The following is a 26,314-nucleotide window of genomic DNA, read 5'->3' as shown; positions in this document are numbered from 1 at the left end:
GGTTTAACAATGAATGAAGATTTTCTAGGGGCATTATCTGAAATAGTAAAAGAGAAAGGTATTTCAGTAGAGGCTTTATTAGAAACTATAGATGATGCTATAATAGCAGCTTATAAAAAGAATTTTTCAAATTCAGGTACAACTGCACAAAATGTAAAGGTAAAGCGTGATGAAAAAACAGGTGATATTCATGTTTACGCTCAAAAAGTAGTTGTTGAAGAAGTTTATGATGATGTAACAGAAATAAGTTTAGAAGATGCAAAGGCTATTAGTGCTATTTATCAATTAGATGATATAGTAGAAATAGAAGTAACACCTCAAAACTTTGGAAGAGTTGCAGCACAACTTGCAAAGCAAATGGTTATACAAAGAATAAAAGAATCTGAAAGAAATGTAATTTATTCAGAATTTGCTGAAAAAGAGTTTGATATATTACCAGGTACTGTAATAAGAAAAGATAAAGGTAATGTATTTGTAGACTTAGGAAAAATAGAAGGTGTTTTAGGGCCAAATGAACAAATGCCTACAGAAAAATATAATTTTAATGAAAAGTTACAATTATATGTAGTTGAAGTTAAGAAAACATCTAAAGGTGCTTCAGTTTTATGTTCAAGAACACATCCAGGACTAGTTAAAAGATTATTTGAATTAGAAGTTCCTGAAATATATGAAGGAATAGTTGAAATAAAAAGTATAGCTAGAGAAGCTGGTTCTAGAACTAAAATAGCAGTTTATTCAAATGATGAGTCAGTAGATGCTATGGGAGCTTGTGTTGGACCTAAGGGTGTTAGAGTTCAAAATATAGTAAATGAGCTAAAAAATGAAAAAATTGATATAATAAAATGGAGCAATACTCCATCTGAATATATAGAAAATGCTTTAAGCCCAGCTAAGGTTGTAAGTGTAGAAGCTGATGAAGAAACTAAGTCAGCTAAGGTTATAGTTGAAGATAGTCAATTATCATTAGCTATAGGTAAAGAAGGACAAAATGTTAGATTAGCAGCTAAATTAACTGGTTGGAAAATAGATATAAAAAGTAAATCTAAAGCAGAAGAATTATCAAATGAAGATAATGAAGATGTTGTTATTGAAGAAGACATTATAATAGAAGAATAATAGCTTCTAGACTTTGGAGGTGACAAGATGAAACCTAAAAAAATTCCAATGAGAATGTGTAATGGGTGCATGGAAATGAAACCTAAGAAAGAACTTATAAGAATAGTAAAAAATTCTGAAGGGGAAGTTTCTGTAGATTTAACTGGTAAAAAATCAGGAAGAGGCGCTTATATATGTAAAAATGTTGAGTGTTTAGAAAAAGCATTTAAAGCAAAGAGATTAAATAAAAATCTTCAATCTAACATTGGAGATGAAGTCTATGATAGATTGAGAGAAGAGATAAAAAATGGATAAGTTTCTTAATTTTTTAGGTCTTGCAAAGAGAGCAGGAAAACTTTTAGAAGGTTATAATAAATGCGAAGAAGAATTTAAAAAGAATAAAATTTATTTATTTATTTTTTCAAAGAGCATTTCAAAGCGTTCAAAGGATAAATTCCTTAAATACTGCAAAGAGTATAATATACCTTATATAGATAATTTTTCGAAAGAAGAATTAGGCTATAGCATAGGTAGATGTGAAATCAATATATTAGGAGTAACTGATAAGAATATGGCAGAGAAGCTTTTGTCTTATTCTAATAATAATTAGTTCATCTAAAAATTTTCGGGGGTGAATATATGTCAAAAATAAGAGTTTATGAATTGGCAAAAGAATTAAGAGTTCCAAGTAAAGTTCTTATAAATGTATTAATGGATGAGTTTGGCGTTGAAGTTAAAAATCATATGAGCGTTATAGAGGATGAGGACGCTGCATTAATAAAAGAACTTTTAGCAGGAAGCGAAGCAAATAGTGAATTGGTTGCTGAGTATGAAGCAGAATTAGCAGAGGAAGTTAATAATGCTGCTAAAAAGAAAAAGAAAAAGAAAAAAGGTAATGAAGAAGATAACTTAGAACAAGATGTTGAAGTTATTGAAATCGGAAAGACTATAACAGTTAAAGAGTTAGCTGAAAAATTAAATAAACCAGTTAATGATGTTATAAAAACTCTTATCTTTACAGGAGTAATGGCTGCAATAAACCAAGAAATAGATTTTGAAACAGCTCAAAAGGTTGCAGAAAAATATGAGGTTGCAGTTTACGAGAAAGAAGAAGAAAATACTTTAGAAGACTTTGAAGAAGATACTGATGTAGAAGAAGAAAACTTAGCTAAAAGACCACCTATAATAACAGTTATGGGCCATGTTGACCATGGTAAAACTTCTTTACTTGATGCTATAAGAAAATCAAAGGTAACAAGTACAGAAGCTGGTGGTATAACTCAACATATAGGTGCTTATACCGTTGAAGTAAATGGAGAAACTTTAACATTTTTAGATACTCCAGGACATGAAGCTTTTACAGCTATGAGAGCTAGAGGAGCTCAAATAACTGATATAGTTATATTAGTTGTTGCAGCAGATGATGGAATAATGCCACAAACAGTAGAAGCTATAAACCATTGTAAAGCAGCTAATGTTCCTATGATAGTTGCAATAAACAAAATGGATAGAGAAGGTGCTAATCCAGATAGAGTTAAGCAAGAATTAACAGAGCATGGATTAGTTGTTGAAGATTGGGGCGGAGATATAATAGCAGTTCCAGTTTCAGCTAAAACTAGAGAAAATATAGATACTTTATTAGAAATGGTTCTTTTAACTTCAGAGATGCAAGAGTTAAAAGCTGATGCAGGAAGAAGAGCAAAAGGAACAGTAGTAGAAGCTAAATTAGATAAGGGTAGAGGAGCAGTTGCAACTTTATTAGTTCAAAATGGTACTCTACACATGGGAGATTCAATTGTAGTTGGTAGCACTTATGGAAGAATAAGAGCTATGTTTGATGATTCAGGTAAGAAGATAAAAGAAGCTGGTCCATCAATTCCAGTTGAGGTTTTAGGACTTTCAGAGGTTCCAGCTGCTGGAGATAGATTTACAGTAGTTAAAGATGAAAAAACTGCAAGAAATATGGCTGAAGCTAGAAAAGAAAAAATAAGACAAGAAAGCTTTGCAACATCTCATAGAGTTTCTTTAGAGGATTTATATAGCCAAATAAAAGAAGGTTCAGTTAAGGAACTTTCAGTTATAGTAAAGGCAGATGTACAAGGTTCTGTTGAAGCTATAAAAGCATCTTTAGAAAAATTATCAACTGATGATGTAAAGGTTAGAGTTATTCATGGTGCTGTTGGTGCTATATCAGAAACAGACATAACACTAGCTGCTGCATCTAATGCTATAGTTATAGGATTTAATGTTAGACCAGATAACAATGCTATAGTAGCTGCAGAAAGAGATGGAGTTGAAGTTAAAACTTATAGAGTAATATACGACGCTATAGAAGATATAAAATCAGCTATGATAGGTATGTTAGATCCAGAATACAAAGAAGTTATTTTAGGAACAGCAGAAATAAGAGCTACTTACAAAATTTCTAATGTTGGAACAATAGCTGGAGGATATGTATTAACTGGTAAATTAGTTAGAAATGCTGATGTAAGAGTTATAAGAGAAGGAATAGTTATTTTTGAATCTAAATTAGCATCATTAAAGAGATTTAAAGATGACGTAAAAGAAGTAAATGCTGGATATGAATGTGGCTTTAGTGTTGAGAAGTTTAATGACATTAAAGAGGGAGACATAATAGAAGCATATACTATGGAAGCAGTTCAAAGAAAAGAACTTTAATTTTATAAAGAGGTGATTTATATGGCTAACTTCAGAGGTAAAAGAATAAATGAAGAAGTAAGAAAAGAAGTAAGTGATATCATAAGAAATCAAATAAAAGACCCTAGACTAACAGCTATGGTAAGTGTAACTCATGTTGAAGTTACGAAGGATTTAAGATACGCTAAAGTTTTTGTTAGCCTATTCGCTAAAAATGATGAAGAAAAAGAGGAAAGCTTAAAAGCTCTAAAAAATTCAGCTGGATTTATTAGAAAAGAAGTTGGAAGTAGAGTTAAGCTAAGAAGTACTCCTGAAATATTATTTGAAGAAGATAATTCTATAGATAATGCAATGTATATTGAATCATTGTTAAATCAAATTAAGGAGAAATAAAAAATGAGATTTCATGAAGTAATATCAATTATAAATAAAAGTAAAAAAATTGGTATAACATATCATGTATCTCCAGATGGTGATGCCTTAGGTAGTGTTTTAGCACTACTTCAAGGCATTAGAATTTATGGTAAAAAAGCTTATGTTATCTCTAAAGACTTAGTCTCAGATAACCTAAGCTTTCTGCCTTATGCTGAGGAAATAAATGGAGAAGTAATAAAGCCATCAGAAGATACAGATTGTGTTATAGTTTTAGATTGTGGTAATTTTGAAAGAATTTCAGCAGATTTAAGCGAATTTAAAGGAACTTTAGTTAATATAGACCATCATTTATCTAATGATAAATACGGTAATATAAATTATTTAGATGTAGAGGCTTCTGCTACTGCAGAGATAATATTTATGCTTCTTAAAGAGATGAAGGTTGAAATAAATGAAGATATAGCTAAATGTCTTTATACATCTTTAATAACTGATACAGGTTCTTTTAGATATTCAAATTCTACTGAAAGAACTCATATAATAGCAGGTGAATTAGTTAATTATATAAAGCATTATGAAATTCATAGAAATATATTTGACAATAAACCTTTTGCTAAAATGAAATTAATGTCCCTAGTTTTAGGAGATATGGAACTAGTTTGTAATAATAAAATAGTTCTTATGAGAATTACTAAGGACATGATAGATTCTATTGGAGAAGAAATTCAAAATAGTTCAGATGTTGTATCTTTAGGAAATCAAATAAAAGGAGTAGAAGGATGCATTCTTCTTAAGGAAGTAGACGAAGGGGTAAAGGTTAGTTTAAGGTCTAAAGATTCTTTAGATGTTAGAAGTATTGCAGAAAATTTTGGTGGCGGTGGTCATACAAAGGCATCAGGAGCTTTTATAAAGGGTGTAAATATAGAAGAAGCTAAAAATGAAATATTAAAAGTTCTTGAAAAAGAGATGGTGTAATTTATGAATGGAGTAATTAACATATATAAAAATACAGGTATGACTTCCTTTGATGTTGTTGCTATAGTAAGAAAAATTGCAAAAACCAAAAAAGTTGGGCACACAGGAACTTTAGACCCAGAAGCTTCTGGAGTTTTGCCAGTTTGTATTGGAAAAGCTACAAAAATTATAGATTATATAATGGATAATAAAAAAATCTATAGAGTAAATTTTAAACTTGGTACGGTAACAGATACCTATGATTTAGAAGGCAAAATATTAAAAGTTTGTGATGCATCAAAGGTAAAAGAAGAAGAAATATTAAATTGTATAAATTCTTTTATAGGTACTATAGAGCAAGTTCCACCTATGTATTCTGCTTTGAAGCAAAATGGGGTAAGACTATATGAGTTAGCAAGACAAGGAATTGAAGTTGAAAGAGAAGCAAGAAAGGTTACTATTGATTCTATTTATAATATAAAAATAGAGTCAATTTATAATATACAAATGGATGTTTCTTGTTCTAAAGGAACATATATAAGAAGTCTTTGCTATGATATTGGCGAAAAGCTAGGTGTTGGTGCAACTATGACTAAATTAGAGAGAATACAAAATGGCCCTTTTACTAAAGAGGAAGCAATAAATATAGAAGATTTAACAGAAGAAATTTTAAAAAATAATATTATTTCAATTGAAAGTGCTTTAGAAGCCTTTCCTAAAATAACTGTAAATAATAAGTTTTTTAAGCTTTTAAAAAATGGAGTTAAAGTTTTTGATAAAAGATTATATGAAAAAGAACTTGAGATAAACAAGCTATATAGAGTATATGGAGAAGAAGGAGTATTTTTAGGTTTAGGAAAAAAGGATGAAAAAGGATTTAAAATAGAGAAGTTACTAATAGAGGAGTAGTCAATGATTTTAATAAATAATGATTTTAAGAAAGTGGTTGAGAAAAGCACCTATGTAGCTTTAGGAAGTTTTGACGGTATTCATAAAGGCCACTTAGCTTTAATAAATAAAAGTAGGGATTTAGCAAAAGAAAAGAATTCCTTAAGTATGGTATATACATTTAAAAATCATCCAAGAAAGCTTATAAATAAAGAAAAAGCACCAAAACTTCTAATGAATTTACAAGAAAAAATAAATATCCTTAAAAATTTAGTTGATTTAACTAATTTTGTGGAATTTGATAAAAAGTTTATGAAGTTAGAACCTGAAGAGTTTATAGAAAACCTTATAAAAGAATATAATGTCTGTGGAATTGTTGTTGGATTTAACTATAGGTTTGGTCATAAAAATAAAGGAGATGTAAAGCTCCTTGAAAAATTGTGTAAAGATAAAGGTATAGAACTTTATGTTATAGACCCATATACTTATAAAGAAGAAGTTGTAAGCTCTACAAGAATTAGAAAAGCTTTAGCTAGTGGAGAAATTGAAGAAGCTAATAATATGCTTGGAAGATATTTTTCTTTAACTGGAGAAGTTGTAGATGGAAAAAAACTTGGAAGAACTATTAATTTTCCAACAGCTAATTTAAAAAATGATTGTGAAATAATCTTACCTAAAATAGGAGTTTATTATACTAATGTATTAGTTAAAAATAAAATTTATAAAGGAATAACTTCTGTTGGTAGTAATCCTACTGTAAATGGAAAGGTTATTACTGTTGAAACTCACATATTAGATTTTAATGATGATATTTACGGAGAAAATATAAGTGTTCATTTTATAAATAAAATAAGGGATGAAAAAAAATTCAACTCTTTAGAAGAACTAAAAAGTCAATTAATAAAAGATAAGAATTTTGCTGAAAAAAGCCACATAAAAATTTATTTGTAATAAAGATTTACAATAAAAGCGACTTTTGATATAATCATATAGAACCTAACTCTAAGATTTAAGGGTAACCGTCTTTTTTCTTGGAACTAGGGGATAATTTTTCGGAGGTGTAACAATGGATAAATTAAGAAAACAAGAAATCATAGCTAAACATGCAAGACACGAAGGAGATACTGGTTCACCAGAAGTTCAAATTGCATTATTAACAGAAAGAATAAACTCTTTAACTGATCACTTAAGAACACACAAAAAAGACCACCATTCAAGAAGAGGTCTTTTAATGATGGTTGGACAAAGAAGAGGATTATTAAACTACTTATATGAGCAAGATATCGAAAGATATAGAGCTATAATCAAAGAATTAGGATTAAGAAGATAATTTAGTAGAGCGGGTTTTTACCGCTCTATTATTTTAAAAATATTAATATTGTAAAATTTTAGTCTTTATATACCGAAAGGAGGTATTTATATGAATCATACCCATGAAACTATCATAGCAGGAAGACCAATGAAAGTTGAGTTCGGTAAACTAGGAATGCTTTCAGATGCTGCTATATTAATGAGTTATGGAGATACAGTAATATTAACAAATGTAAATGCATCAGAAAAACCAAGAGAGGGAATAGACTTTTTTCCACTAAGTGTTGAATATGAAGAAAGACTTTATTCAGTTGGTAAAATACCAGGTGGATTTATAAAAAGAGAAGGAAAGCCTTCAGAGAAAGCTATACTAAATGGTAGAGCTATAGACAGACCTTTAAGACCTTTATTTCCAAAAGGGTATAGAAATGATGTTCAAGTAGTATGTACAGTTGTTTCAGTAGAAAATGATAACCTTCCTGAAATACTAGCTATAAATGCTGCCTCAATGGCATTATGTTTATCAAGCATACCTTTTACTACTCCAGTTGCTGCAGTTCAAGTTGGATTAATAGGAGATGAATTTATCTTAAATCCTACTTCACAACAAAGAGAAGAAAGCTCACTTCAATTAACTGTTTGTGCAACTAGTGAAAGAGTTATGATGATTGAAGCTGGTGGAGATGAAATCCCAGAAGATACTATGATTAATGCTATAAAATTTGGTTTTGATAAGTGTCAGGATATAATAAAATTCCAAGAAGAAGCTACAAGTATGTTCGGTAAAGAGAAGAAAGTTCCAGAGCTACATAAAGTACCAGAGGAAATAGAAGAAGCAGTAAGAGAATTTGCTTTTGATATGATAAATGAGTCAATGCACATTACTGATAGAGATGAAAGAAATGCTGCAATGGACGAAGTTAAAACTAAAATAAATGAAGAGTTTGAGGAAAAATATCCAGATAATATGTCTGACATTGGAGAAGCTGTTTACGACATGCAAAAAGAAGTTGTAAGACATATGCTTTTAAAAGAAGGAAAAAGACCAGATGGAAGAGCTTTTGATGAAGTAAGAAAAATTAGCTGTGAAGTTGGATTACTTCCAAGAACTCATGGAACAGGATTATTTACAAGAGGTCTTACTCAAGTAATGACTGTTGCAACTTTAGGTTCTATAAGTGAAATTCAAATATTAGATGGTATTGGTGAAGAAGAATCTAAAAGATATATGCACCACTATAATTTCCCAGCATATAGCGTAGGAGAAGTTAGACCATTAAGAGGACCAGGTAGAAGAGAAATAGGTCATGGTGCTTTAGCTGAGAGAGCTTTAGAACCACTTATACCTTCAGAAGCTGAATTCCCATATACAATAAGATTAGTATCAGAAGTATTAAGTTCAAATGGTTCTACATCACAAGCATCAGTTTGTGGTAGTACATTAGCACTTTTAGATGCTGGTGTTCCAATAAAAAGACCTGCAGCTGGTATAGCTATGGGATTAATAACTTCAAAGGACTTAACAGAAGAAGAAGTTTTAACTGATATTCAAGGCTTAGAAGATTTCTTTGGAGATATGGACTTTAAGGTAGCAGGAACAGTAGAAGGAATAACTTCAATACAAGTTGATACTAAAATAAAGGGACTATCTGAAAAAGTTATACATGATGCAATATATGGAGCAAGAAAAGCAAGATTAATGATTTTAGATAAAATTAAAGAATGCATACCAGCTCCAAGAAAAGAAGTTTCTAAATATGCACCTAAAACATCAACTTTACAAATAGATCCTGAAAAAATAAGAGATGTAATTGGTGCTGGTGGAAAAGTTATAAATAAAATTATAGCAGATACTGGTGTTAAAATAGATATAAAAGATGATGGATTAGTTTATGTTTCATCCTCTGAAGCAGAGGGAGTAAATGAAGCAGTTAAGATAATAGAAGGTTTAACTAAAGAAGTTAAAGCTGGAGAAATTTATTTAGGTAAAGTTACAAAAATTGCTCAATTTGGTGCCTTTGTTGAAGTATTACCTAATAAAGAAGGATTAGTTCATATTTCTAAATTAGATAATAAGAGAGTAGAGAAAGTTGAGGATATAGTTTCTGTTGGAGATGAAATATTAGTTAAAGTAACAGAAATAGATTCTCAAGGAAGAATAAATCTTTCAAGAAAAGATGCAATAAAAGAAGCAGAAGAAGAGAATAAAGAGCAATAGTAAAAGGCAATTATTATTGCCTTTTTATTTTTTTATATTTTATAAAATAGTTTCTTTTAAGCTTAAATGACATATATTATTTATAAGTAACATATTATTTATTGTTTTAATAAATAATTGTGGAGGGTATATTATGAGTAATAATGTTAAGTATTTAAGTGAAATAGAAAGATATGAAATTATAAATATAAATGATGGTGAGAAATATAGTGGTCTTATAAATAATGATGTTATTATAGATGAAGAAGGAAAATTAAGATATTTAATAGTAAACTTAGGTGGTAGCAAATTTAATCTTTTTAACTCAGATGAATATTTAGAAATAGAATGGGAAAATGTAAAAAGAATAGGAGCTAAAACCATAATATTAGATGTAGATAGTGACATGATTAAAAAAACTAAGCTTTAGGAGTGTGGATATTTTGAAAATAGTAGTACAAAAGTTTGGTGGTACTTCTGTATCAACAAAAGAGAGAAGAACTATGGTTGTAGAAAAGGTAAAGGGTGCTATAGAAAAAGGATATTTACCAGTTGTTGTTGTATCTGCTATGGGAAGAAAAGGAGAACCTTATGCAACAGATACACTTTTAGGATTAGTATCAGAAGAGTTTAAAAAGGAAAATAAATTAGCTACAGACTTACTTATGGGTTGTGGAGAAATTATAAGTACTGTAGTTATGTGTGATGAATTAAGAGAGGCAAAAATAGAAGCAGTTCCTTTAACAGGTGGAAACGCTGGAATTCTTACAGATAATAACTATTCAAGTGCTGACTTTATAGATATAAATCCAAAACTTATTTTAGAGATTTTAAAAGATGGAAAAGTTCCAGTTGTTGCAGGATTCCAGGGAGTTGATAGAGATGGTTTCTTAACAACTTTAGGAAGAGGGGGAAGTGATACTACAGCAGCTGTTTTAGGTGTTGCTTTAAAGGCTGAAGAAGTAGAAATATATACAGATGTTGATGGTATAATGACAGCAGACCCAAGAATAGTTAAAGAAGCGGAACTTATAAATAAAATAAGCTATAATGAAGTTTTTCAATTAGCAGATCAAGGTGCTAAGGTTATTCATCCAAGAGCTGTAGAAATAGCTATGAAGGGAAATGTTACTTTAGTAATAAAAAATACCATGAGTACATGTATTGGTACAATGATAGACAACTTAGGTGATTTAGAAAATAATAAATTTATAACAGGAATAACTCATCAAGGTAATAGAATACAAGTTTCAATAAAAGCTGATGATAATAAAGATAATAAAAATTACAAAACAATTTTAGAAAGTCTTGCAAAAAATAAGATAAGCTTAGACCTTATAAATATTTTCCCAAGAGAAAAAGTATTTACTATAGATGCAGGAGTTAAAGAATTATTTGAAGATATTATGATAAAAAATAATTTAAAATATGAATTAGTTGAAAATTTAAGTACTATTGCTGTAGTTGGTTCAAGAATGAGAGGAATTCCTGGAGTTATGGCGAAGATAGTAGGAGCCTTAGATAGTGAAGATATAGAAGTTTTACAAACAGCTGATTCACATATGACTATTTGGTGCCTTGTTGATAGCAATAATGTAAATAAGGCTATACAAGCACTTCATAGAGCTTTTATGAAATAATGTATATAAAATTTCCTTTCTGTATAAAATAAAAATATACAGGAAGGAGATTTAAATTATGGAACATAATAAAGAAAATGAAAATAAAACCTTAGAAGAAATAAAAGAACTAGGTACCGTTTTGCCTAAGGAAAAAAAGGAAGATTCTAATATACAGGTTTTAACTATAATAGGACAGATAGAAGGACATAATGTTCAACCACCACAAACGAAAACAACTAAATATGAGCATATGATTCCTCAACTTATAGATATAGAGCAAAATGATAAGATAAAGGGGATATTATTTGTTTTAAATACTGTAGGAGGAGACGTAGAAGCTGGCTTAGCCTTAGCTGAGATGATAAGAAGTTTAAAAAAGCCTACAGTATCTTTAGTTATTGGAGGAGGACACTCTATAGGAGTTCCTTTAGCTACAGCCTCTAACTACTCTTTTATATCTCCCTCAGCAACAATGATAATTCATCCTATAAGAATGAATGGATTAGTAATAGGAGTTCCTCAAACCTTTAAGTATTTTAATAAAATGCAAGAGAGAATAAATGATTTTATACTAAGAACATCAGATATAAAGTTAGAGGTTTTAAAGAAGCTTATGATGCAAACAGATGAGCTTTTAAATGATATGGGAACTATTTTAATAGGAGAAGAGGCAGTTAAGTGTGGCTTAATAAATGAAGTTGGTGGAGTTAAGGAAGCATTACATAAGTTAAATACCTTAATAGAAGCTAATAAATAGAACCATAGTATATTCTATGGTTCTATTTATATAATATAAAAATATTTTGACATTTTGCAGTAGTTTATGTGTATAATATTTTTTGGTACAAGTATTTACTCCTTTAATATTAAAATAAGGTGAGGTGATTTATTTTAGTATGGCTAGCGTAAAGAAAAAAAGTTCAAATAAAACTAATAGGAAGAAAAAGCAAGGCCAAATTAAAGTTACAGAAGAAATATATGCTTTAATAGCAATTTGTGCTTCTTTAATTGTTATGTTTAGCTTATATACAGATAAAGCAGGATATTTAAGTGTTATATCAAGAACTATATTAATGGGTTTTTTTGGAATAGGAGCATTTTTTATACCTATTTACATAATATATTTATGTGTAACACTTATTTTATTTAAAAAGGAAGTGCTTTTTTCAAGAGTTGGATTAGGCATAACTATAGCACTTATAACAACTATTTTGCTTATACAAACTATAAATATAAATGACTATTATGTTCAAGGAAACTTATGGGAATCTATAAAGGACATATGGACATCTAAAAGTCATTGGCATGGAGGATTAATAGGATTTATAACTGTATTACCTTTATATAAATTAATAGGAAAAGTTGGGCTTTATATAGTATTTATAACTTTATATATAATAGCCTCTATGCTTATTTTTGATTATAACTTAGCTTCTTTAAAAGGAGTTTTTGGAGGATTTAAGGACAAGGCCTCTAAGGTTAAGTTTACAGATAAAAATTATGAAAAAGATGATTATATAAGTTTAAAGAAGAGAGATTCCTCAAAAGGAAATAAGGATTTAGAATCTAAAGGAAATTTTGAAGAACAAAGTAAAGTTAAAATTTTAGATTTTATGAAAAACTCCTCTTTAAGTAATATTGATGATACTATAGAGGAGAACAATTTAGATAACAAAGAAAATGTAAGCAAGTTAAAAAAAGATTGCAAAAAGCCTAGAGAATTAGACATAGATAATACTATAATAGAACAAAGAGGCTTTGCTTCTCAAAAATCAAAAGAGGAAAATAAAAGTAAAGAAGTATATACTAATGACAAAAAAGATGAAAAAATATTTAATACTTATATTATGCCAAAAGCAGATCTTTTAAATATACAGGAACATGAATTAGACAAGGATGATAAAAAAGCTTTATTAGCAAATGCAGCTAAACTTGAAGAAACACTTATGAGTTTTGGTGTAGAGGCTAAAATACTTCAAGTAACAAAGGGACCTTCTGTTACTAGATTTGAACTTCAACCTAAGGCGGGAATAAAGGTAAGTAAAATTGTAAACTTATCAGATGATATAGCCTTAGGATTAGCAGCTAAAGGGGTTAGGATAGAAGCACCTATTCCAGGAAAGGCTGCAATAGGAATAGAGGTTCCAAATAAAGAGCAGACTCCCGTTTTCTTTAGAGAAATAGTAGAATCTAAAGAGTTTTTAAACAATAAATTTAAGGTAGCTTGTGCTTTAGGAAAAGATATAACAGGAAAGGCAGTAGTTACAGATTTAACTAAGATGCCTCATGTTCTTATTGCAGGTGCTACAGGTTCAGGAAAAAGTGTTTGCATAAATACTTTAATAGTTAGTATTTTATATAAATATTCTCCAGAGGATGTTAAGCTTTTAATGGTTGACCCAAAGGTTGTTGAATTAAATGTTTATAATGGCATTCCTCATTTATTAATTCCTGTAGTTACAGAACCTAAAAAAGCAGCTGCTGCTTTAAATTGGGCTGTTAATGAAATGACTAGAAGATATAAACTTTTTGCTGATAATGGAGTTAGAAATATAGAATCTTATAATTCTTTATTTAATAAGGGAGAAGTAGAGGAGAAGCTTCCTTATATAGTAATAATAGTAGATGAGCTTGCAGACCTTATGATGGCTTGCCCTCATGATGTAGAAGATTATATATGTAGACTTGCTCAAATGGCTAGAGCTGCAGGAATGCATTTAGTAATAGCAACGCAAAGACCTTCTGTAGATGTAATAACAGGAGTTATTAAAGCTAATATACCATCTAGAATATCTTTTGCAGTTTCAAGTCAGATAGATTCTAGGACAATTTTAGATTCAGCAGGAGCAGAGAAACTTTTAGGAAGAGGGGATATGTTATTTTATCCTGTAGGAGAAGCTAAACCTCAAAGGGTTCAAGGAGCTTTTATTTCAGAAGAAGAGGTCGAACATGTGGTATCTTTTATAAAGGAATCTAGAAAGGATACTAAATATGAAGATGAAATACTAGAACATATAAATTCAGTAGCTATTTCTTCAGAAGGAAATTCTGAAGGAGATAGAGATGAACTTTTAGATGAAGCTATAGATATTGTAGTAGAAAGTGGTCAAGCATCTGCATCTTATTTACAAAGAAGATTAAGAATAGGATTTAACAGAGCGGCAAGAATAATAGAAGAATTAGAAGAATGTGGTGTTATTTCTAGAAGAGATGGAAGTAAACCAAGACAAGTTCTTATTAGTAAGGATGAAATAGAAAATATTAAATAAAAACTTGTTTAATTTAAAAAAGAGTTTTAAAATAAAAGATATATATTTAAACGTAGGAGGAAGTAGATTTGGCAAAATATAAGGTAGGAATGGTGAGTTTAGGTTGTGACAAAAATAGGGTTGACTCAGAGATAATGCTTGGCATGGTACAAAATGAGTATGAACTTACTAATAATCCAAAGGAAGCAGATATAATAATAGTAAACACTTGCGGATTTATAGAAAAAGCTAAACAAGAATCCATAAACACAATATTAGATATGGCAAAATATAAAACAAGTCATAACTGTAAGTTACTTATAGCTACAGGATGCTTAACCCAAAGATATGGTGATGAATTATTAGAATTAATGCCTGAAATAGACATAATGTTAGGTGTTAATGATTATGCTAAAATAAATGAAGCCATAATGAACTTTATAAATGGAAATAAAGAAAAGATAAAAGCTATAAATTACAGTGATGTTTCAATTAATGAGGGACTAAGACTTATAACAACAGATAAAGCTACTGCATATTTAAGAATTGCAGAAGGATGTGATAATTTCTGTACTTACTGCATTATTCCTAAAATTAGAGGGAAATTTAGAAGTAGAAATTTAGATAGCATAGTAGAAGAAGCACAAAGCTTAGCTAAATCAGGTGTGAAGGAACTTATTTTAATAGCACAAGATACAACTAATTATGGGGTAGACCTGTATGGTGAAAAGAGACTTCATATTGTTTTAAGAGAGTTAGCTAAGATAGAAGGAATAGAATGGATAAGAGTTTTATATTGCTACCCTGAAGCTATATATGATGAGCTTATAAAAGAAATAGCAGTAAATGAGAAAGTGTGTAAATATTTAGATTTACCTATACAACATATTAGTAACAATGTTTTAAAGAGAATGGGTAGAAAAACTACAAAAGAAGAAATTATAGGAAAAATTGAAGATTTAAGAAAGCATATTCCTAACATAGTTTTAAGAACTTCCTTAATTGTTGGGTTCCCAGGAGAAACTTGTGAGGACTTTGAAGAATTAAAATCCTTTATAAAAACATATAAATTAGACAAGGTTGGAGTATTTACTTATTCAAGGGAAGAAGGAACACCAGCTTCTATAATGGAAAATCAAATTGATGAAGAAGTTAAGAGAGAAAGAGAAGAAGAAATAATGCTACTTCAAAAGGAAGTATCAGAAGAAATCAATAAAAATAAAGTAGGTAGAGAATATAAAGTTCTTATTGAAAAATTTAATGGAGAATACTATATAGGAAGAAGCTATGAAATGGCTCCAGATATAGATGGTTATATTTATGTAAAAGGAAATGGAGCTAAAAAGGATCAGTTTTGTAAAGTTAAAATTGAAAAAGCATTAGAATATGATTTAATAGGAGTTGTATGCAATGAATCTTGCAAATAAATTAACTTTAATTAGGATAATTTTAGTTCCCATATTCTTAGTATTTATAGCTTCCCAAAACTTGCCTTATAGTAGTATAATAGCAACACTTATATTCATAGTAGCATCTGTTACAGACCAGTTAGATGGATATATTGCAAGATCTAGAAATCAAGTTACTAACTTTGGTAAGTTTATGGACCCTTTAGCAGATAAGTTATTAGTTACATCAGCACTTATCTCTTTAGTTGAATTACAATTAGTTCCTGCATGGGCTGCAATTATAATAATAGCTAGAGAATTTGCTGTATCAGGATTAAGAACTATAGCTGCTTCAGAAGGAATAGTTATAGCTGCTAGTTGGTGGGGAAAAATAAAAACTGTAATACAAATAATAGCTATAGTGCTTTTATTATTACAAGTAAATATAATAAATTCACCAGGAATTATGGACTTAGTTGCTGGAAGTAGCTTTTTAAGAAACTTCTTTACTTATGTTCCTAATATATTCTTATATTTAGCTGTTATAATAACAATAATTTCTGGAGTAGATTACTTTAGAAAAAATAAAAATGTTATAAATACCTATAGATAAGGGTTTAAAACTTGAAAAATAGTCAATTATTAAGACATGAGGTTCTTTTAGGACTTCATGTTTATATTGACTTTTTTTTTGTTTATATTATAATAATAGTAGAACTTATGTTCGGTTATTCAAGGAGGTTAAGTATGGCAAATATAGATAAAGATAAATTAAAAGCTATTGAAATGGCTATGGGGCAAATAGAAAAACAATTTGGAAAAGGTTCTGTAATGAAACTTGGAGAGCAAGGTTCTCCTCAAATGGATGCAGTATCTACAGGTTGTTTAGACCTTGATATAGCTTTAGGAATTGGTGGAGTACCAAGAGGAAGAATAATTGAGATATATGGTCCTGAAAGTTCAGGTAAAACAACAGTTGCTCTACATGTAGTTGCAGAAGCTCAAAAATTAGGTGGAGCAGCAGCTTATATAGATGCAGAGCATGCTTTAGACCCAGTTTATGCAAAAAGATTAGGTGTTAATATAGATGATTTAGTTGTTTCACAACCAGATACAGGAGAACAGGCTTTAGAGATTACAGAGGCTTTAGTTAGATCAGGAGCTATAGATGTTTTAGTTGTAGACTCTGTTGCAGCTTTAGTTCCAAGAGCGGAAATAGAAGGAGAAATGGGTGATTCTCATGTGGGACTTCAAGCTAGATTAATGTCACAGGCTTTAAGAAAATTAACAGGTACAATAAATAAATCTAACTGTGTAGTAATATTTATTAACCAGTTAAGAGAAAAGGTTGGAATAATGTTTGGTAATCCAGAAACTACTCCAGGAGGTAGAGCATTAAAATTCTATTCTTCAATTAGAATGGATATAAGAAGAATAGATTCAATAAAGCAAGGTGATGGAATAACTGGTAATAGAACAAGAGTTAAAATAGTTAAAAATAAAGTTGCACCTCCTTTTAAACAAGCTGAATTTGATATAATGTATAATGAAGGAATATCAAAAGAAGGTAATATAGTTGATGTTGGAGTAAAGGAAAATATAGTGCAAAAAAGTGGAGCTTGGTTCTCTTATGGAGATATAAGATTAGGACAAGGAAGAGAAAATGCTAAGCAGTACTTAAAAGATAATCCAGCCGTTGCTTTAGATATAGAAAATCAAATAAGAGAGAAATATTCTCTTCCTTTAGCAAAAGCTATTGAAGTTTCAGAGGAAAAGGAAGAAAAGGAAGAATAAAAAGATAAGGTTTCCTTATCTTTTTTTTATTAAAATTTTATCAGTTGATAGAATAAAAAAGCTTTAAAATCTATAAATTTAACAGACAAAGTACTTAAAAAAGCTTTCATTACCCTTTTACATAAAGAATAATATAAGCTTTTTAGCATATAATATAGGCAAGGGGTAATCTTGACATAAGTTTAAAATTACTATACAATAATAACAAATACTGGTTTATCATATTCAAAAAAATTACAGTGAGAATAGTATGACACCTTTCTACGCGAAGTGTTTTTATAGAGAGAATAAGCGAGGAGGTGTTTATATGATAGTAGGAATACTTATAGGAATAATAATATTAGGGGTAGTAGGGTTTATTCAATACACTCTTATACAGAAAGCTTCACAAAATAGGGTGGAAAGCTTAGAAAAAGAAGCAAACTTAACACTTGAGGAGGCTAAAAGAGCAGCTGAATCAATGAAAAAAGAAGCCATATTAGAAGCTAAAGAAGAGGTGCACAAATTAAGGGCAGATCTTGATAAAGAAACTCGTGATAGAAGAAACGAGATTCAAAGATTTGAAAGAAGACTTATACAAAGAGAAGAATCTTTAGATAAAAAAGGTGAAATGCTTGAAAAAAGAGAAGATAGCATAAATAAAAAGTCTATAGAAATTCAAGACCTTGAAGAACGTGTACAAAGTTTATACGGAGAACAAAGATCAGAACTTGAAAGGATTTCTAATCTTTCAAGTGAAGAGGCAAGAACATTATTATTAGATGAAGTAAAAAGAGAAATAAAACATGAATCAGCTATGCTGATTAAAGAACTTGAAACTAAAGCCAAAGAAGAAGCTGATAAAAAATCAAGAGAAATAATTACTACTGCTATTCAAAGATGTGCAGCAGACCATGTTTCTGAAACAACAGTACATGTTGTTGCCTTACCTAACGATGAGATGAAAGGAAGAATCATCGGAAGAGAAGGTAGAAATATAAGAACTTTAGAAACATTAACAGGGGTTGATTTAATAATAGATGATACTCCAGAGGCTGTTATTCTTTCAAGCTTCGATCCAATTAGAAGAGAAGTTGCAAGAATAGCTTTAGAGAAATTAATTGTAGATGGAAGAATTCATCCAGCTAGAATTGAAGAAATGGTAGAAAGAGCTATTAAAGATGTGGAAAATGACATTAAGGAAGAAGGAGAACAAGCAACCTTTGAAACTGGTGTTCATGGATTACATCCTGAAATAATTAAGCTTCTAGGAAGACTAAAGTATAGAACAAGTTATGGTCAAAATGTTTTAAAACATTCAATAGAGGTTTCATATTTAGCTGGTTTAATGGCATCTGAATTAGGTTTAGATGTAAATTTAGCTAGAAGAGCAGGCCTTTTACATGATATAGGTAAAGGTGTTGACCAAGAATATGAAGGTCCTCATGCAGTTATAGGTGGAGAACTTGCAAAGAAATATCATGAATCACCAGCTGTTGTAAATGCAATTGCAGCACATCATGGTGACGTGGAAATGCAAACTCTTGAGGCAGTACTTGTTCAAGCAGCAGATGCTATATCAGCAGCTAGACCTGGTGCAAGAAGAGAAACTTTAGAAGCTTATATTAAGAGATTAGAAAAATTAGAAGAAATAGCTACTTCATATGAAGGTGTAGAAAAGTCATATGCCATTCAAGCTGGAAGAGAAATTAGAATTATGGTTAAACCAGATCAAGTTGACGATGCAGGGGCAATTGAGATGGCGAGAAATATTGTTAAGAATATAGAAGAGCAATTAGAGTATCCAGGTCAAATCAAGATAAATGTAATTAGAGAAACTCGTGCAGTTGACTATGCTAAATAAATGAATATATAAAATACATTTTGTTTACAAAATGTATTTTTTTAATTAACTCCACTAAATTTTTAGTGGAGTTTTGTTATTTAAATTTAAATTTTAAAAATATTTTATAGATTTTAGAAGGAATTAATAGAAGTATATAGAATATTTATACTTAAAGGAAAACGTTAACTATAAATGTAAACGTATCCTAAAAAGGTCTAGGAGGTTTATATAATGGAAGTATTAAAGGTATCAACTAAATCAAATCCTAATTCAGTAGCAGGAGCACTAGCAGCTATAATAAAAGAAAGAAACACTGTAGAGATACAAGCTGTAGGAGCTGGAGCTATAAATCAAGCTGTTAAGGCTATAGCTATAGCTAGAGGATTTGTTGCACCAAGTGGTAAGGACATAGTTTGTATCCCAGCATTTACAGACATCGAAATTGATGGAGAAGAAAGAACAGCTATAAAGCTTATAATACAGCCAAGATAAAGTTTAGTTAAATTCTAAATTTGGTAAATAAATAAAAACTGCTATGTTTAATTCTGTAGCAGTTTTTTTATTTGTTTACTTTAAATAATAAAAATGATATATTTGAAACGTAATAAAATTTCAAGCAGTAAAGAGGGGATTAGATGATATTATCTAGAAAAGCAGAAAATATAGGGGCATCTTTAACTTTAGCATTAACAGCTAAAGCTGGAGAGTTAAAAAAACAAGGTATAGATGTTGTAAGTTTTGGTGTAGGAGAACCTGATTTTAATACACCTAAAAATATAATAGAAGCTGCCATTAATGCTATGAATAATGGTAAAACAAAATATACATCAACTTCAGGAATAGTAGAGTTAAAAGAGGCTATAGCAAAGAAGTTAAAAGAAGATAATAATTTAACTTATAGCAATAAGAATATAATTGTTTCAACAGGGGCTAAACAGTCTTTAGCTAATTTATTTATGGCTATTTTAAATCCAGGTGATGAAGTAATAATACCAGTACCTTATTGGGTAAGCTATCCTGAATTAGTTAAATTAAGCGATGGAGTACCTGTTTTTATAGAAACTAAAAAAGAAAATGATTTTAAGGTTACTTATAAGGAATTAAATTCTGTATTAACTAATAAAACTAAGGCTATTGTAATAAATTCTCCAAATAATCCAACAGGAACAGTATATTCAAAAAGGGATTTAGAAGAGATTGCAAAATTTGCTAAAGAAAATAATCTTATAATAATTTCTGATGAAATATATGAAAAACTTATATATGGAAAAGAAAAACATATAAGTATTGCTTCTTTAAGTGAAGATGCTTTTAAAAGAACAGTAGTTATTAATGGATTTTCTAAAGCTTATGCTATGACAGGATGGAGAATAGGGTATGCAGCAAGTTATAATGAAGAACTTATAAAAGTTATGAATAATGTTCAAAGTCATATGACTTCAAATACAAATAGTATAGCTCAATTTGCAGCTTTAGAAGCTTTAATGGGAGAACAAGAAACCTTAAATAATATGGTTAGAGAATTTGCTTCAAGAAGAGACCTTATGATTAAACTTATAAATGAAATTGATGAACTTGATTTTATAGAACCAAAGGGAGCTTTTTATGTTATGATAGATATATCTAAGGTGATAAAAAAGGCTAATTTACAAGGTTCTATGGAGTTTGCAAATTTATTACTAAAAGAGGAAAATGTTGTTGTAATACCAGGGATAGCTTTTGGGGAAGATAATTTTATAAGATTATCTTATGCAACATCTAAGGAAGAAATAGAAAAAGGCCTAAAAAGAATAAAAAATTTCGTAAATAAACTTAATAATGAAAATTAATCTTTATTTAAGTTGTTGAAATTTTCTAAAAAAATGAGTATAATTAAGAAGTTAGTAGTGTTAATTAACAAATAAAAGTAAAGAGGTGTTTATAATGGTAACTAAAGAAGTTATAGTTAAAAATTCAACAGGATTACATGCTAGACCAGCAACTTTACTAGTAAAAAAAGCTTCAGCTTTCAAATCTGACATAAGCTTAGAGTATAATGGAAAGAAAGCTAATGTTAAAAGCTTAATCGGAGTTTTATCATTAGGAGTTTCTAAAGATGCTAATGTTAAGGTTATCGCAAGTGGTGATGATGAAGCTTTAGCAGCTGAAGAAATAGCTAAGTTAATTGAAAATTTAGAAGAGTAATCTTCGTAAAAGGATTCCTAGGGGAATCCTTTTATTTTTTAATAATTTTTATGTTTTTGTCAAAAACTATATTTAATGTACGTATATTAAGTAAAAAAATATGCTGTTTTTAAAGAAAATATGGTAAAAACACGAATAATATATAAAAAAAGGATAAATTTATTTATAATAAATTTATCTTATGATATAATAAATTTAAATTAGCAGTTCTACTTTAGGAGGGGAAAAAGTGAAAAATTTATATAGCACACCATTAAATTCAAGATATGCATCAAAAGAAATGTCCTATATTTTCTCTGATGATATGAAATTTTCAACATGGAGAAAATTATGGGTTGCTCTTGCAGAGGGTGAAAAAGAATTAGGATTAAATATAACAGATGAGCAAATAAAAGAGCTTAAAAGTCATATTTCAGATATAAATTATGAAGAAGCCATAAAAAAAGAAAAAGAAGTTAGACATGATGTTATGAGTCATGTTTATGCTTATGGTCTTCAATGTCCTAAGGCAAAAGGAATAATACATTTAGGCGCTACAAGTTGTTATGTTGGAGATAATACTGATGTAATAATAATGAGAGATGCCTTATTACTAATAAAGAAAAAAATAGTTGCAGTTTTAAATAACTTAAAAAACTTTGCTTTAAAATATAAAGATATGCCAACTTTAGGATTTACTCATTTTCAACCAGCACAGCTTACTACTGTAGGTAAGAGAGCTACCTTATGGATGCAAGATTTAGTTATGGATATTGAAAATATAGATTTTCTATTATCAACTTTAAAATTAAGAGGAGTAAAAGGAACTACAGGTACTCAAGCTAGTTTTATGAATCTTTTTGAAGGCGATGAAGAAAAGGTAAAGGCTTTAGATAAAATAGTTGCTGAAAAAATGGGATTTGAAAAAAGTTTTGGAGTTACAGGACAAACTTATCCAAGAAAATTAGACTCTATAATTTTAAATACATTATCAGAAGTGGCACAAAGTGCATATAAGTTCTCAAATGATTTAAGATTACTTCAAAGTATGAAAGAAGTAGAAGAACCTTTTGAAAAAAATCAAATTGGTTCCTCAGCTATGGCTTATAAGAGAAATCCTATGAGAAGTGAAAGAATGGGTGCCTTAGCTAGATATGTTATAGTAGATGCATTAAATCCTGCTATTACAGCTTCAACACAATGGTTTGAAAGAACTTTAGATGACTCAGCTAATAAGAGAATTGCAGTAGCTGAAGCTTTCCTAGCTTTAGATGGTGTTTTAAATCTTTATATAAATATTGCAGAGAATATGGTGGTTTATAATAAAGTTATTGAGGCACATGTAAATCAAGAATTACCTTTTATGGCGACTGAAAACATAATGATGGAATCAGTTAAAAAAGGTGGAGATAGACAAGAACTTCATGAAAGAATAAGAATTCATTCTATGGAAGCTTCTAAAAGAGTTAAGGGAGAAGGACTTAACAATGACTTAATAGAAAGAATAATAAAGGATCCTTCCTTTAATCTTTCAAAAGAGGAAATAATATCTATAATAGACCCAGTTAAATTTGTTGGTAGAGCACCAAGTCAGGTTACAGAGTTTATTGATGAATATGTAAATCCTATACTAGAAAAAAATAAAGAAGCTACAAATTTAAGTAGTGATATAACAGTTTAATATAAAAAGAGTTATTTTAGAAGTTTCTAAAATAACTCTTTTTATTTGAATTTATTTTTTTTCTAGAAGATTTGTAAAATAATTTTTAGGTATATAACCTTTTTTAATTCCTTCTGTAACTATAAGATAAGTAGCTGCTGTATCAAATCTAGCATCATGATAATTGCCACTACCCATAAAATACTTATTTGCTGTTTCGCTTATTTTAGAATCACTTATATTTAAGAATTTAATTACCTCTTCAAGTTTAGGATTTTTATAATCTCCAGTAGGTCTTAAAATCTTACATATATCTTTATAATATTTCATAGTGCAAAATGTATTTTTAGGTTCAAATAGTTCTCCAAGACCTAAAAGTTCGTGTTTTAAAAACTTTATATCAAATTGAACATTATGTCCAATTAAAAAGTCAGCATCTGAAAAATCTTTAATAAAATCTAAATAGACATCTTCAAAATATAATCCATTGCTTAATTCATAAAGTTTTTCTAAGGAAAAACCATGAATTTTTTCTGCTTCTTCTTCCATTTCATCAACTGTAAAAAATATATTTTTTCCTACAGTTTTTTGTGGTTTAGTTGAAGTATCTACAAGTATATAGCTAAGTTGACATATACTGCCTGGTCTAACACCTGTAGTTTCTGTATCAAAAAAAAGTAACTTCATTTATTTAGGCCTCCTAATGTTTATTGAATATAAGAAAATAAAGTTTAAATTAAAATATATGTTCTTTAAAAATTTACACTTTATAAATTATAGAAATTTTGATTATAAAATATTAATATTTAAGAATTATATTGAGTATTCTTAAATATTAATATATAAACAAATGAAAATCAAGTTTGATTATTTATAGGTTTTATTATTCTAAAGGAGTGATTGTTTTGAAGAAAACTTATATATTAGACACTAACGTATTGCTATATTCACCAGGAGCTATATATTCCTTTGAAGATAATAATGTTATTATTCCTGAGGTGGTTTTAGAAGAATTAGATAATATAAAAAAAATGAACAATGATTTAGGGGCAAATGCAAGAAATGTTGCTAGAGAGTTAGATAAGTTAAGAAAAAGTGGTTCTTTAAGAGAAGGGGTTATTCTCCCTAAAGGAGGAAAACTTAAGGTTGTTACTAATTTTTATGATACTAAAATACCAGAAGCTTGGAATATAAGTAAAGCAGATAATAGAATAATACAAATCTGTAAATCTTTAAAGGAAAAAGGTGAAGATGTTTGTTTAATAACTAAGGATATTTTTGAGAGAATAAAGGCAGATACAGTAGGAATAAAGTCAGAAGATTTTTATGAAGTAGTAGTTCCAAAGGTTGAGGAGCAGTATAGTGGAAGAATTGAGGTTTATACAGGAGCTGATAATTTAAAAAACTTTTTTAAAAATAAGTTTATAGAAAAAAAAGAATTAAGTTTTTATGATGAAGATAATAAAACTTATATAGAGCCTAAATTAGAGATTAATCAATTTTTAATAATTCATTGTAATGACAATGATAAACAAACTGCTTTAGGAAGATTTGATGGAAAGGTTATAAGACCATTACTTTATAAGGATAATAATAATATTATGGGAATAAGTCCAAGGAATGTAGGACAAAAATTTATGCTAGAGTGTTTAAGTATCGATGCAAAAAAAGCTCCGCTAGTTATTATAAAAGGCCCTGCAGGGACAGCAAAAACTTTATTTTCCTTAGCCGTTGGTTTGCAAAAAATTCTAGAAGAGGAGAATGGACAGTATAGAAGAATATTAGTTTGTAGGCCTAATGTTACTATGGATGAGGAAATTGGTTATTTACCAGGAACAGAGCAAGAAAAAATAGCACCCTTTATGAGGCCTATATATGATAATTTAGAAATATTAATAGATTCTGATGAAAATGAAAGATATTCTAATGAACGAGAATTAAATGATAAAATAGAAGAACTTTTTGAGAGAAAAATAATAACTACAGAAGCTGTTGCCTATTTAAGAGGAAGAAGTATAATAAAAAATTGGATTATAATAGATGAAGCTCAAAATTTAACACCAAAGCAAGTTAAGGCTATTATAACAAGAGCTGGTGAAGGTTCTAAGATAATATTAGTAGGGGACCCAGAGCAAATAGATCAAGCTTTCTTAGATTCAAGAAGTAATGGCCTTTGTTATGCCTCAGAGAGAATGAAAGGAAGTCATCTTTGTTATCAAGTTACATTAAAATATGATGAATGTGAAAGAAGTGAACTTGCTTATGAAGCGGCAAAAAGATTATAAGTTTTAAGGAAAAGGAGATTTCTTACTATAAATGCAGTTAAGAAATCTCTTTTTAAATATATAAAATTTTATGATAAAATGTATTAAAAGAAGGTTTAAATTAATAATTTATTAAGCTTAGTCTTATTACATAAGAATATTAAGAAAAATATGGTATAATTTTAAATACGAAATAAGGAGGTATTAAGATATGCAATTTTTATTAAATGTCTTTTTAAGCATTCCAGCAATATTAATAGCTTTTTCTGTTAAAGAATATACTCGTGCTAAAATGGCAGATAAGTTAGGAGATAAAACTCCAAGATTTAAGGGAGAATTAACATTAGACCCTTTTAAGCATGTAGATATTGTAGGGGCTGTAATGATGGCTGTCTTTGGATTTGGATGGAGTAAATCAGTAGAAATAAACAAGAATGCTTTTAAAAATCCAAGAAAGGATGCTTTAAAGGTAAATATAGCTGCTTGGCTTTCTAACTTAATTGTAGCTATAGTTTGTGCTATATTAATGGCATTATATTTAAAGTTTTTTGGTATAAGAGGAGATCTTTCTCAAATAATATTTTTAATATTACAGTATATTGTAATATTAAATGTAAACTTTTTTGTTTTTAACATTTTACCTCTTCCAGGATTAGATTGTTTTAGAATTTTAGAGGACCTTAAACCTAAATTATTTTATAAATTATCACAAGTTATATATCAGTACTACTATCCTATACTAATAATTGTAATACTTATAGGTAGATACGTAATGGTTATTCCAGCTAATTTAGTAATGTCTTTTGTATATTCTATAGGCGGATTATTCATGTAAAAATATTTTAGATTAGATAAAACTGAATTTTATTTAG

Annotated in this window: 25 protein-coding genes; 24 read left to right on the top strand and 1 reads right to left on the bottom strand. The window is 29.2% G+C overall.

Annotated features, from left to right (window positions below; translation table 11 throughout):
• Window positions 1–9 precede the first annotated feature (9 nt).
• The 22 genes from nusA (at window position 10) to purB (ending at window position 23,199) form a co-directional block, all read left to right on the top strand.
• A complete protein-coding gene (gene nusA, locus AC4FRL_RS04555) occupies window positions 10–1,116 on the top strand; it encodes a transcription termination factor NusA (RefSeq protein ID WP_491139030.1) in 1,107 nt (368 codons plus the stop codon).
• 27 nt (window positions 1,117–1,143) lie between these two features.
• Complete coding sequence (rnpM, locus tag AC4FRL_RS04550) at window positions 1,144–1,410, top strand: RNase P modulator RnpM (protein WP_491139029.1); 267 nt, start codon at window positions 1,144–1,146, stop codon at window positions 1,408–1,410.
• Window positions 1,403–1,705, top strand: a complete 303-nt coding sequence (locus tag AC4FRL_RS04545; RefSeq protein WP_491139028.1) for a ribosomal L7Ae/L30e/S12e/Gadd45 family protein — start codon at window positions 1,403–1,405, stop codon at window positions 1,703–1,705. The genes rnpM and AC4FRL_RS04545 overlap by 8 nt, the downstream gene beginning before the upstream one ends.
• A gap of 29 nt (window positions 1,706–1,734) precedes the next feature.
• The gene (infB, locus tag AC4FRL_RS04540; RefSeq protein ID WP_491139027.1) at window positions 1,735–3,774 is read left to right on the top strand and encodes a translation initiation factor IF-2; all 2,040 of its coding nucleotides are present in this window, start codon (window positions 1,735–1,737) and stop codon (window positions 3,772–3,774) included.
• 21 nt (window positions 3,775–3,795) lie between these two features.
• Window positions 3,796–4,146 (top strand): 30S ribosome-binding factor RbfA, encoded by a 351-nt coding sequence (gene rbfA / locus AC4FRL_RS04535; protein WP_491139026.1) that lies wholly within the window; start codon window positions 3,796–3,798, stop codon window positions 4,144–4,146.
• 3 nt (window positions 4,147–4,149) lie between these two features.
• Window positions 4,150–5,103, top strand: a complete 954-nt coding sequence (locus AC4FRL_RS04530; RefSeq protein WP_491139025.1) for a DHH family phosphoesterase — start codon at window positions 4,150–4,152, stop codon at window positions 5,101–5,103.
• A gap of 3 nt (window positions 5,104–5,106) precedes the next feature.
• On the top strand, window positions 5,107–5,991 hold the full coding sequence (gene truB, locus AC4FRL_RS04525; protein WP_491139024.1) for a tRNA pseudouridine(55) synthase TruB: 885 nt from the start codon (window positions 5,107–5,109) through the stop codon (window positions 5,989–5,991).
• A gap of 3 nt (window positions 5,992–5,994) precedes the next feature.
• On the top strand, window positions 5,995–6,921 hold the full coding sequence (locus AC4FRL_RS04520) for a bifunctional riboflavin kinase/FAD synthetase (protein ID WP_491139023.1): 927 nt from the start codon (window positions 5,995–5,997) through the stop codon (window positions 6,919–6,921).
• A 115-nt stretch (window positions 6,922–7,036) separates the two neighbouring features.
• The gene (gene rpsO, locus AC4FRL_RS04515) at window positions 7,037–7,300 is read left to right on the top strand and encodes a 30S ribosomal protein S15 (protein WP_491139022.1); all 264 of its coding nucleotides are present in this window, start codon (window positions 7,037–7,039) and stop codon (window positions 7,298–7,300) included.
• A 90-nt stretch (window positions 7,301–7,390) separates the two neighbouring features.
• A complete protein-coding gene (locus AC4FRL_RS04510) occupies window positions 7,391–9,499 on the top strand; it encodes a polyribonucleotide nucleotidyltransferase (RefSeq protein ID WP_491139021.1) in 2,109 nt (702 codons plus the stop codon).
• A 133-nt stretch (window positions 9,500–9,632) separates the two neighbouring features.
• A complete protein-coding gene (locus AC4FRL_RS04505) occupies window positions 9,633–9,908 on the top strand; it encodes a YlmC/YmxH family sporulation protein (RefSeq protein ID WP_491139020.1) in 276 nt (91 codons plus the stop codon).
• A gap of 13 nt (window positions 9,909–9,921) precedes the next feature.
• The gene (gene dapG, locus AC4FRL_RS04500) at window positions 9,922–11,118 is read left to right on the top strand and encodes an aspartate kinase (protein ID WP_491139019.1); all 1,197 of its coding nucleotides are present in this window, start codon (window positions 9,922–9,924) and stop codon (window positions 11,116–11,118) included.
• Window positions 11,119–11,176: 58 nt separating this feature from the next.
• Window positions 11,177–11,857 carry a ClpP family protease gene (locus AC4FRL_RS04495; protein ID WP_491139018.1) on the top strand — a complete coding sequence of 227 codons (681 nt, stop codon included), beginning with the start codon at window positions 11,177–11,179 and terminating at the stop codon, window positions 11,855–11,857.
• 139 nt (window positions 11,858–11,996) lie between these two features.
• On the top strand, window positions 11,997–14,369 hold the full coding sequence (locus tag AC4FRL_RS04490) for an FtsK/SpoIIIE family DNA translocase (protein ID WP_491139017.1): 2,373 nt from the start codon (window positions 11,997–11,999) through the stop codon (window positions 14,367–14,369).
• A gap of 68 nt (window positions 14,370–14,437) precedes the next feature.
• Entirely contained in the window at window positions 14,438–15,775 is a 1,338-nt protein-coding gene (gene rimO / locus AC4FRL_RS04485) for a 30S ribosomal protein S12 methylthiotransferase RimO (RefSeq protein WP_491139016.1), read from the top strand.
• Entirely contained in the window at window positions 15,759–16,349 is a 591-nt protein-coding gene (gene pgsA, locus AC4FRL_RS04480; protein WP_491139015.1) for a CDP-diacylglycerol--glycerol-3-phosphate 3-phosphatidyltransferase, read from the top strand. The genes rimO and pgsA overlap by 17 nt, the downstream gene beginning before the upstream one ends.
• A 134-nt stretch (window positions 16,350–16,483) precedes the next feature.
• The gene (gene recA / locus AC4FRL_RS04475) at window positions 16,484–17,530 is read left to right on the top strand and encodes a recombinase RecA (protein ID WP_491139014.1); all 1,047 of its coding nucleotides are present in this window, start codon (window positions 16,484–16,486) and stop codon (window positions 17,528–17,530) included.
• Between the two features lie 307 nt (window positions 17,531–17,837).
• On the top strand, window positions 17,838–19,373 hold the full coding sequence (rny, locus tag AC4FRL_RS04470) for a ribonuclease Y (protein ID WP_491139013.1): 1,536 nt from the start codon (window positions 17,838–17,840) through the stop codon (window positions 19,371–19,373).
• 213 nt (window positions 19,374–19,586) lie between these two features.
• Window positions 19,587–19,847, top strand: coding sequence for a stage V sporulation protein S (locus AC4FRL_RS04465; RefSeq protein WP_003459803.1), 261 nt, complete (start codon window positions 19,587–19,589; stop codon window positions 19,845–19,847).
• Between the two features lie 143 nt (window positions 19,848–19,990).
• The gene (locus tag AC4FRL_RS04460; protein ID WP_491139012.1) at window positions 19,991–21,184 is read left to right on the top strand and encodes a pyridoxal phosphate-dependent aminotransferase; all 1,194 of its coding nucleotides are present in this window, start codon (window positions 19,991–19,993) and stop codon (window positions 21,182–21,184) included.
• Window positions 21,185–21,278: 94 nt separating this feature from the next.
• Window positions 21,279–21,539: an HPr family phosphocarrier protein gene (locus AC4FRL_RS04455; protein ID WP_003459789.1), complete on the top strand. Its 261-nt coding sequence runs from the start codon at window positions 21,279–21,281 to the stop codon at window positions 21,537–21,539.
• A gap of 229 nt (window positions 21,540–21,768) precedes the next feature.
• The gene (gene purB, locus AC4FRL_RS04450; RefSeq protein WP_491139011.1) at window positions 21,769–23,199 is read left to right on the top strand and encodes an adenylosuccinate lyase; all 1,431 of its coding nucleotides are present in this window, start codon (window positions 21,769–21,771) and stop codon (window positions 23,197–23,199) included.
• A 51-nt stretch (window positions 23,200–23,250) separates the two neighbouring features.
• On the opposite strand, the gene AC4FRL_RS04445 is transcribed toward purB, so the two are convergent.
• Window positions 23,251–23,865 (bottom strand): 3'-5' exonuclease, encoded by a 615-nt coding sequence (locus AC4FRL_RS04445; RefSeq protein WP_491139010.1) that lies wholly within the window; start codon window positions 23,863–23,865, stop codon window positions 23,251–23,253.
• 218 nt (window positions 23,866–24,083) lie between these two features.
• Between AC4FRL_RS04445 and AC4FRL_RS04440 the strand changes: the two genes are divergently transcribed.
• Together AC4FRL_RS04440 and AC4FRL_RS04435 are read left to right on the top strand one after the other, a co-directional pair.
• Window positions 24,084–25,463 carry a PhoH family protein gene (locus tag AC4FRL_RS04440; RefSeq protein WP_491139009.1) on the top strand — a complete coding sequence of 460 codons (1,380 nt, stop codon included), beginning with the start codon at window positions 24,084–24,086 and terminating at the stop codon, window positions 25,461–25,463.
• 190 nt (window positions 25,464–25,653) lie between these two features.
• Window positions 25,654–26,277, top strand: a complete 624-nt coding sequence (locus tag AC4FRL_RS04435) for a site-2 protease family protein (RefSeq protein ID WP_491139008.1) — start codon at window positions 25,654–25,656, stop codon at window positions 26,275–26,277.
• Window positions 26,278–26,314 lie beyond the last annotated feature (37 nt).

Source organism: Clostridium sp. TJA032, assembly GCF_058310275.1.
The sequence above is the reverse complement of the archived record's forward strand: the minus strand, read 5'-3'. Positions and strand labels throughout refer to the sequence as shown.

Coding starts and splice junctions, on each gene's coding strand:
- nusA (WP_491139030.1), top strand. CDS start 10: ATGAATGAAGATTTTCTAGGGGCATTATCTGAAATAGTAAAAGAGAAA.
- rnpM (WP_491139029.1), top strand. CDS start 1,144: ATGAAACCTAAAAAAATTCCAATGAGAATGTGTAATGGGTGCATGGAA.
- AC4FRL_RS04545 (WP_491139028.1), top strand. CDS start 1,403: ATGGATAAGTTTCTTAATTTTTTAGGTCTTGCAAAGAGAGCAGGAAAA.
- infB (WP_491139027.1), top strand. CDS start 1,735: ATGTCAAAAATAAGAGTTTATGAATTGGCAAAAGAATTAAGAGTTCCA.
- rbfA (WP_491139026.1), top strand. CDS start 3,796: ATGGCTAACTTCAGAGGTAAAAGAATAAATGAAGAAGTAAGAAAAGAA.
- AC4FRL_RS04530 (WP_491139025.1), top strand. CDS start 4,150: ATGAGATTTCATGAAGTAATATCAATTATAAATAAAAGTAAAAAAATT.
- truB (WP_491139024.1), top strand. CDS start 5,107: ATGAATGGAGTAATTAACATATATAAAAATACAGGTATGACTTCCTTT.
- AC4FRL_RS04520 (WP_491139023.1), top strand. CDS start 5,995: ATGATTTTAATAAATAATGATTTTAAGAAAGTGGTTGAGAAAAGCACC.
- rpsO (WP_491139022.1), top strand. CDS start 7,037: ATGGATAAATTAAGAAAACAAGAAATCATAGCTAAACATGCAAGACAC.
- AC4FRL_RS04510 (WP_491139021.1), top strand. CDS start 7,391: ATGAATCATACCCATGAAACTATCATAGCAGGAAGACCAATGAAAGTT.
- AC4FRL_RS04505 (WP_491139020.1), top strand. CDS start 9,633: ATGAGTAATAATGTTAAGTATTTAAGTGAAATAGAAAGATATGAAATT.
- AC4FRL_RS04495 (WP_491139018.1), top strand. CDS start 11,177: ATGGAACATAATAAAGAAAATGAAAATAAAACCTTAGAAGAAATAAAA.
- AC4FRL_RS04490 (WP_491139017.1), top strand. CDS start 11,997: ATGGCTAGCGTAAAGAAAAAAAGTTCAAATAAAACTAATAGGAAGAAA.
- pgsA (WP_491139015.1), top strand. CDS start 15,759: ATGAATCTTGCAAATAAATTAACTTTAATTAGGATAATTTTAGTTCCC.
- recA (WP_491139014.1), top strand. CDS start 16,484: ATGGCAAATATAGATAAAGATAAATTAAAAGCTATTGAAATGGCTATG.
- rny (WP_491139013.1), top strand. CDS start 17,838: ATGATAGTAGGAATACTTATAGGAATAATAATATTAGGGGTAGTAGGG.
- AC4FRL_RS04465 (WP_003459803.1), top strand. CDS start 19,587: ATGGAAGTATTAAAGGTATCAACTAAATCAAATCCTAATTCAGTAGCA.
- AC4FRL_RS04460 (WP_491139012.1), top strand. CDS start 19,991: ATGATATTATCTAGAAAAGCAGAAAATATAGGGGCATCTTTAACTTTA.
- AC4FRL_RS04455 (WP_003459789.1), top strand. CDS start 21,279: ATGGTAACTAAAGAAGTTATAGTTAAAAATTCAACAGGATTACATGCT.
- AC4FRL_RS04445 (WP_491139010.1), bottom strand. CDS start 23,865: ATGAAGTTACTTTTTTTTGATACAGAAACTACAGGTGTTAGACCAGGC.
- AC4FRL_RS04435 (WP_491139008.1), top strand. CDS start 25,654: ATGCAATTTTTATTAAATGTCTTTTTAAGCATTCCAGCAATATTAATA.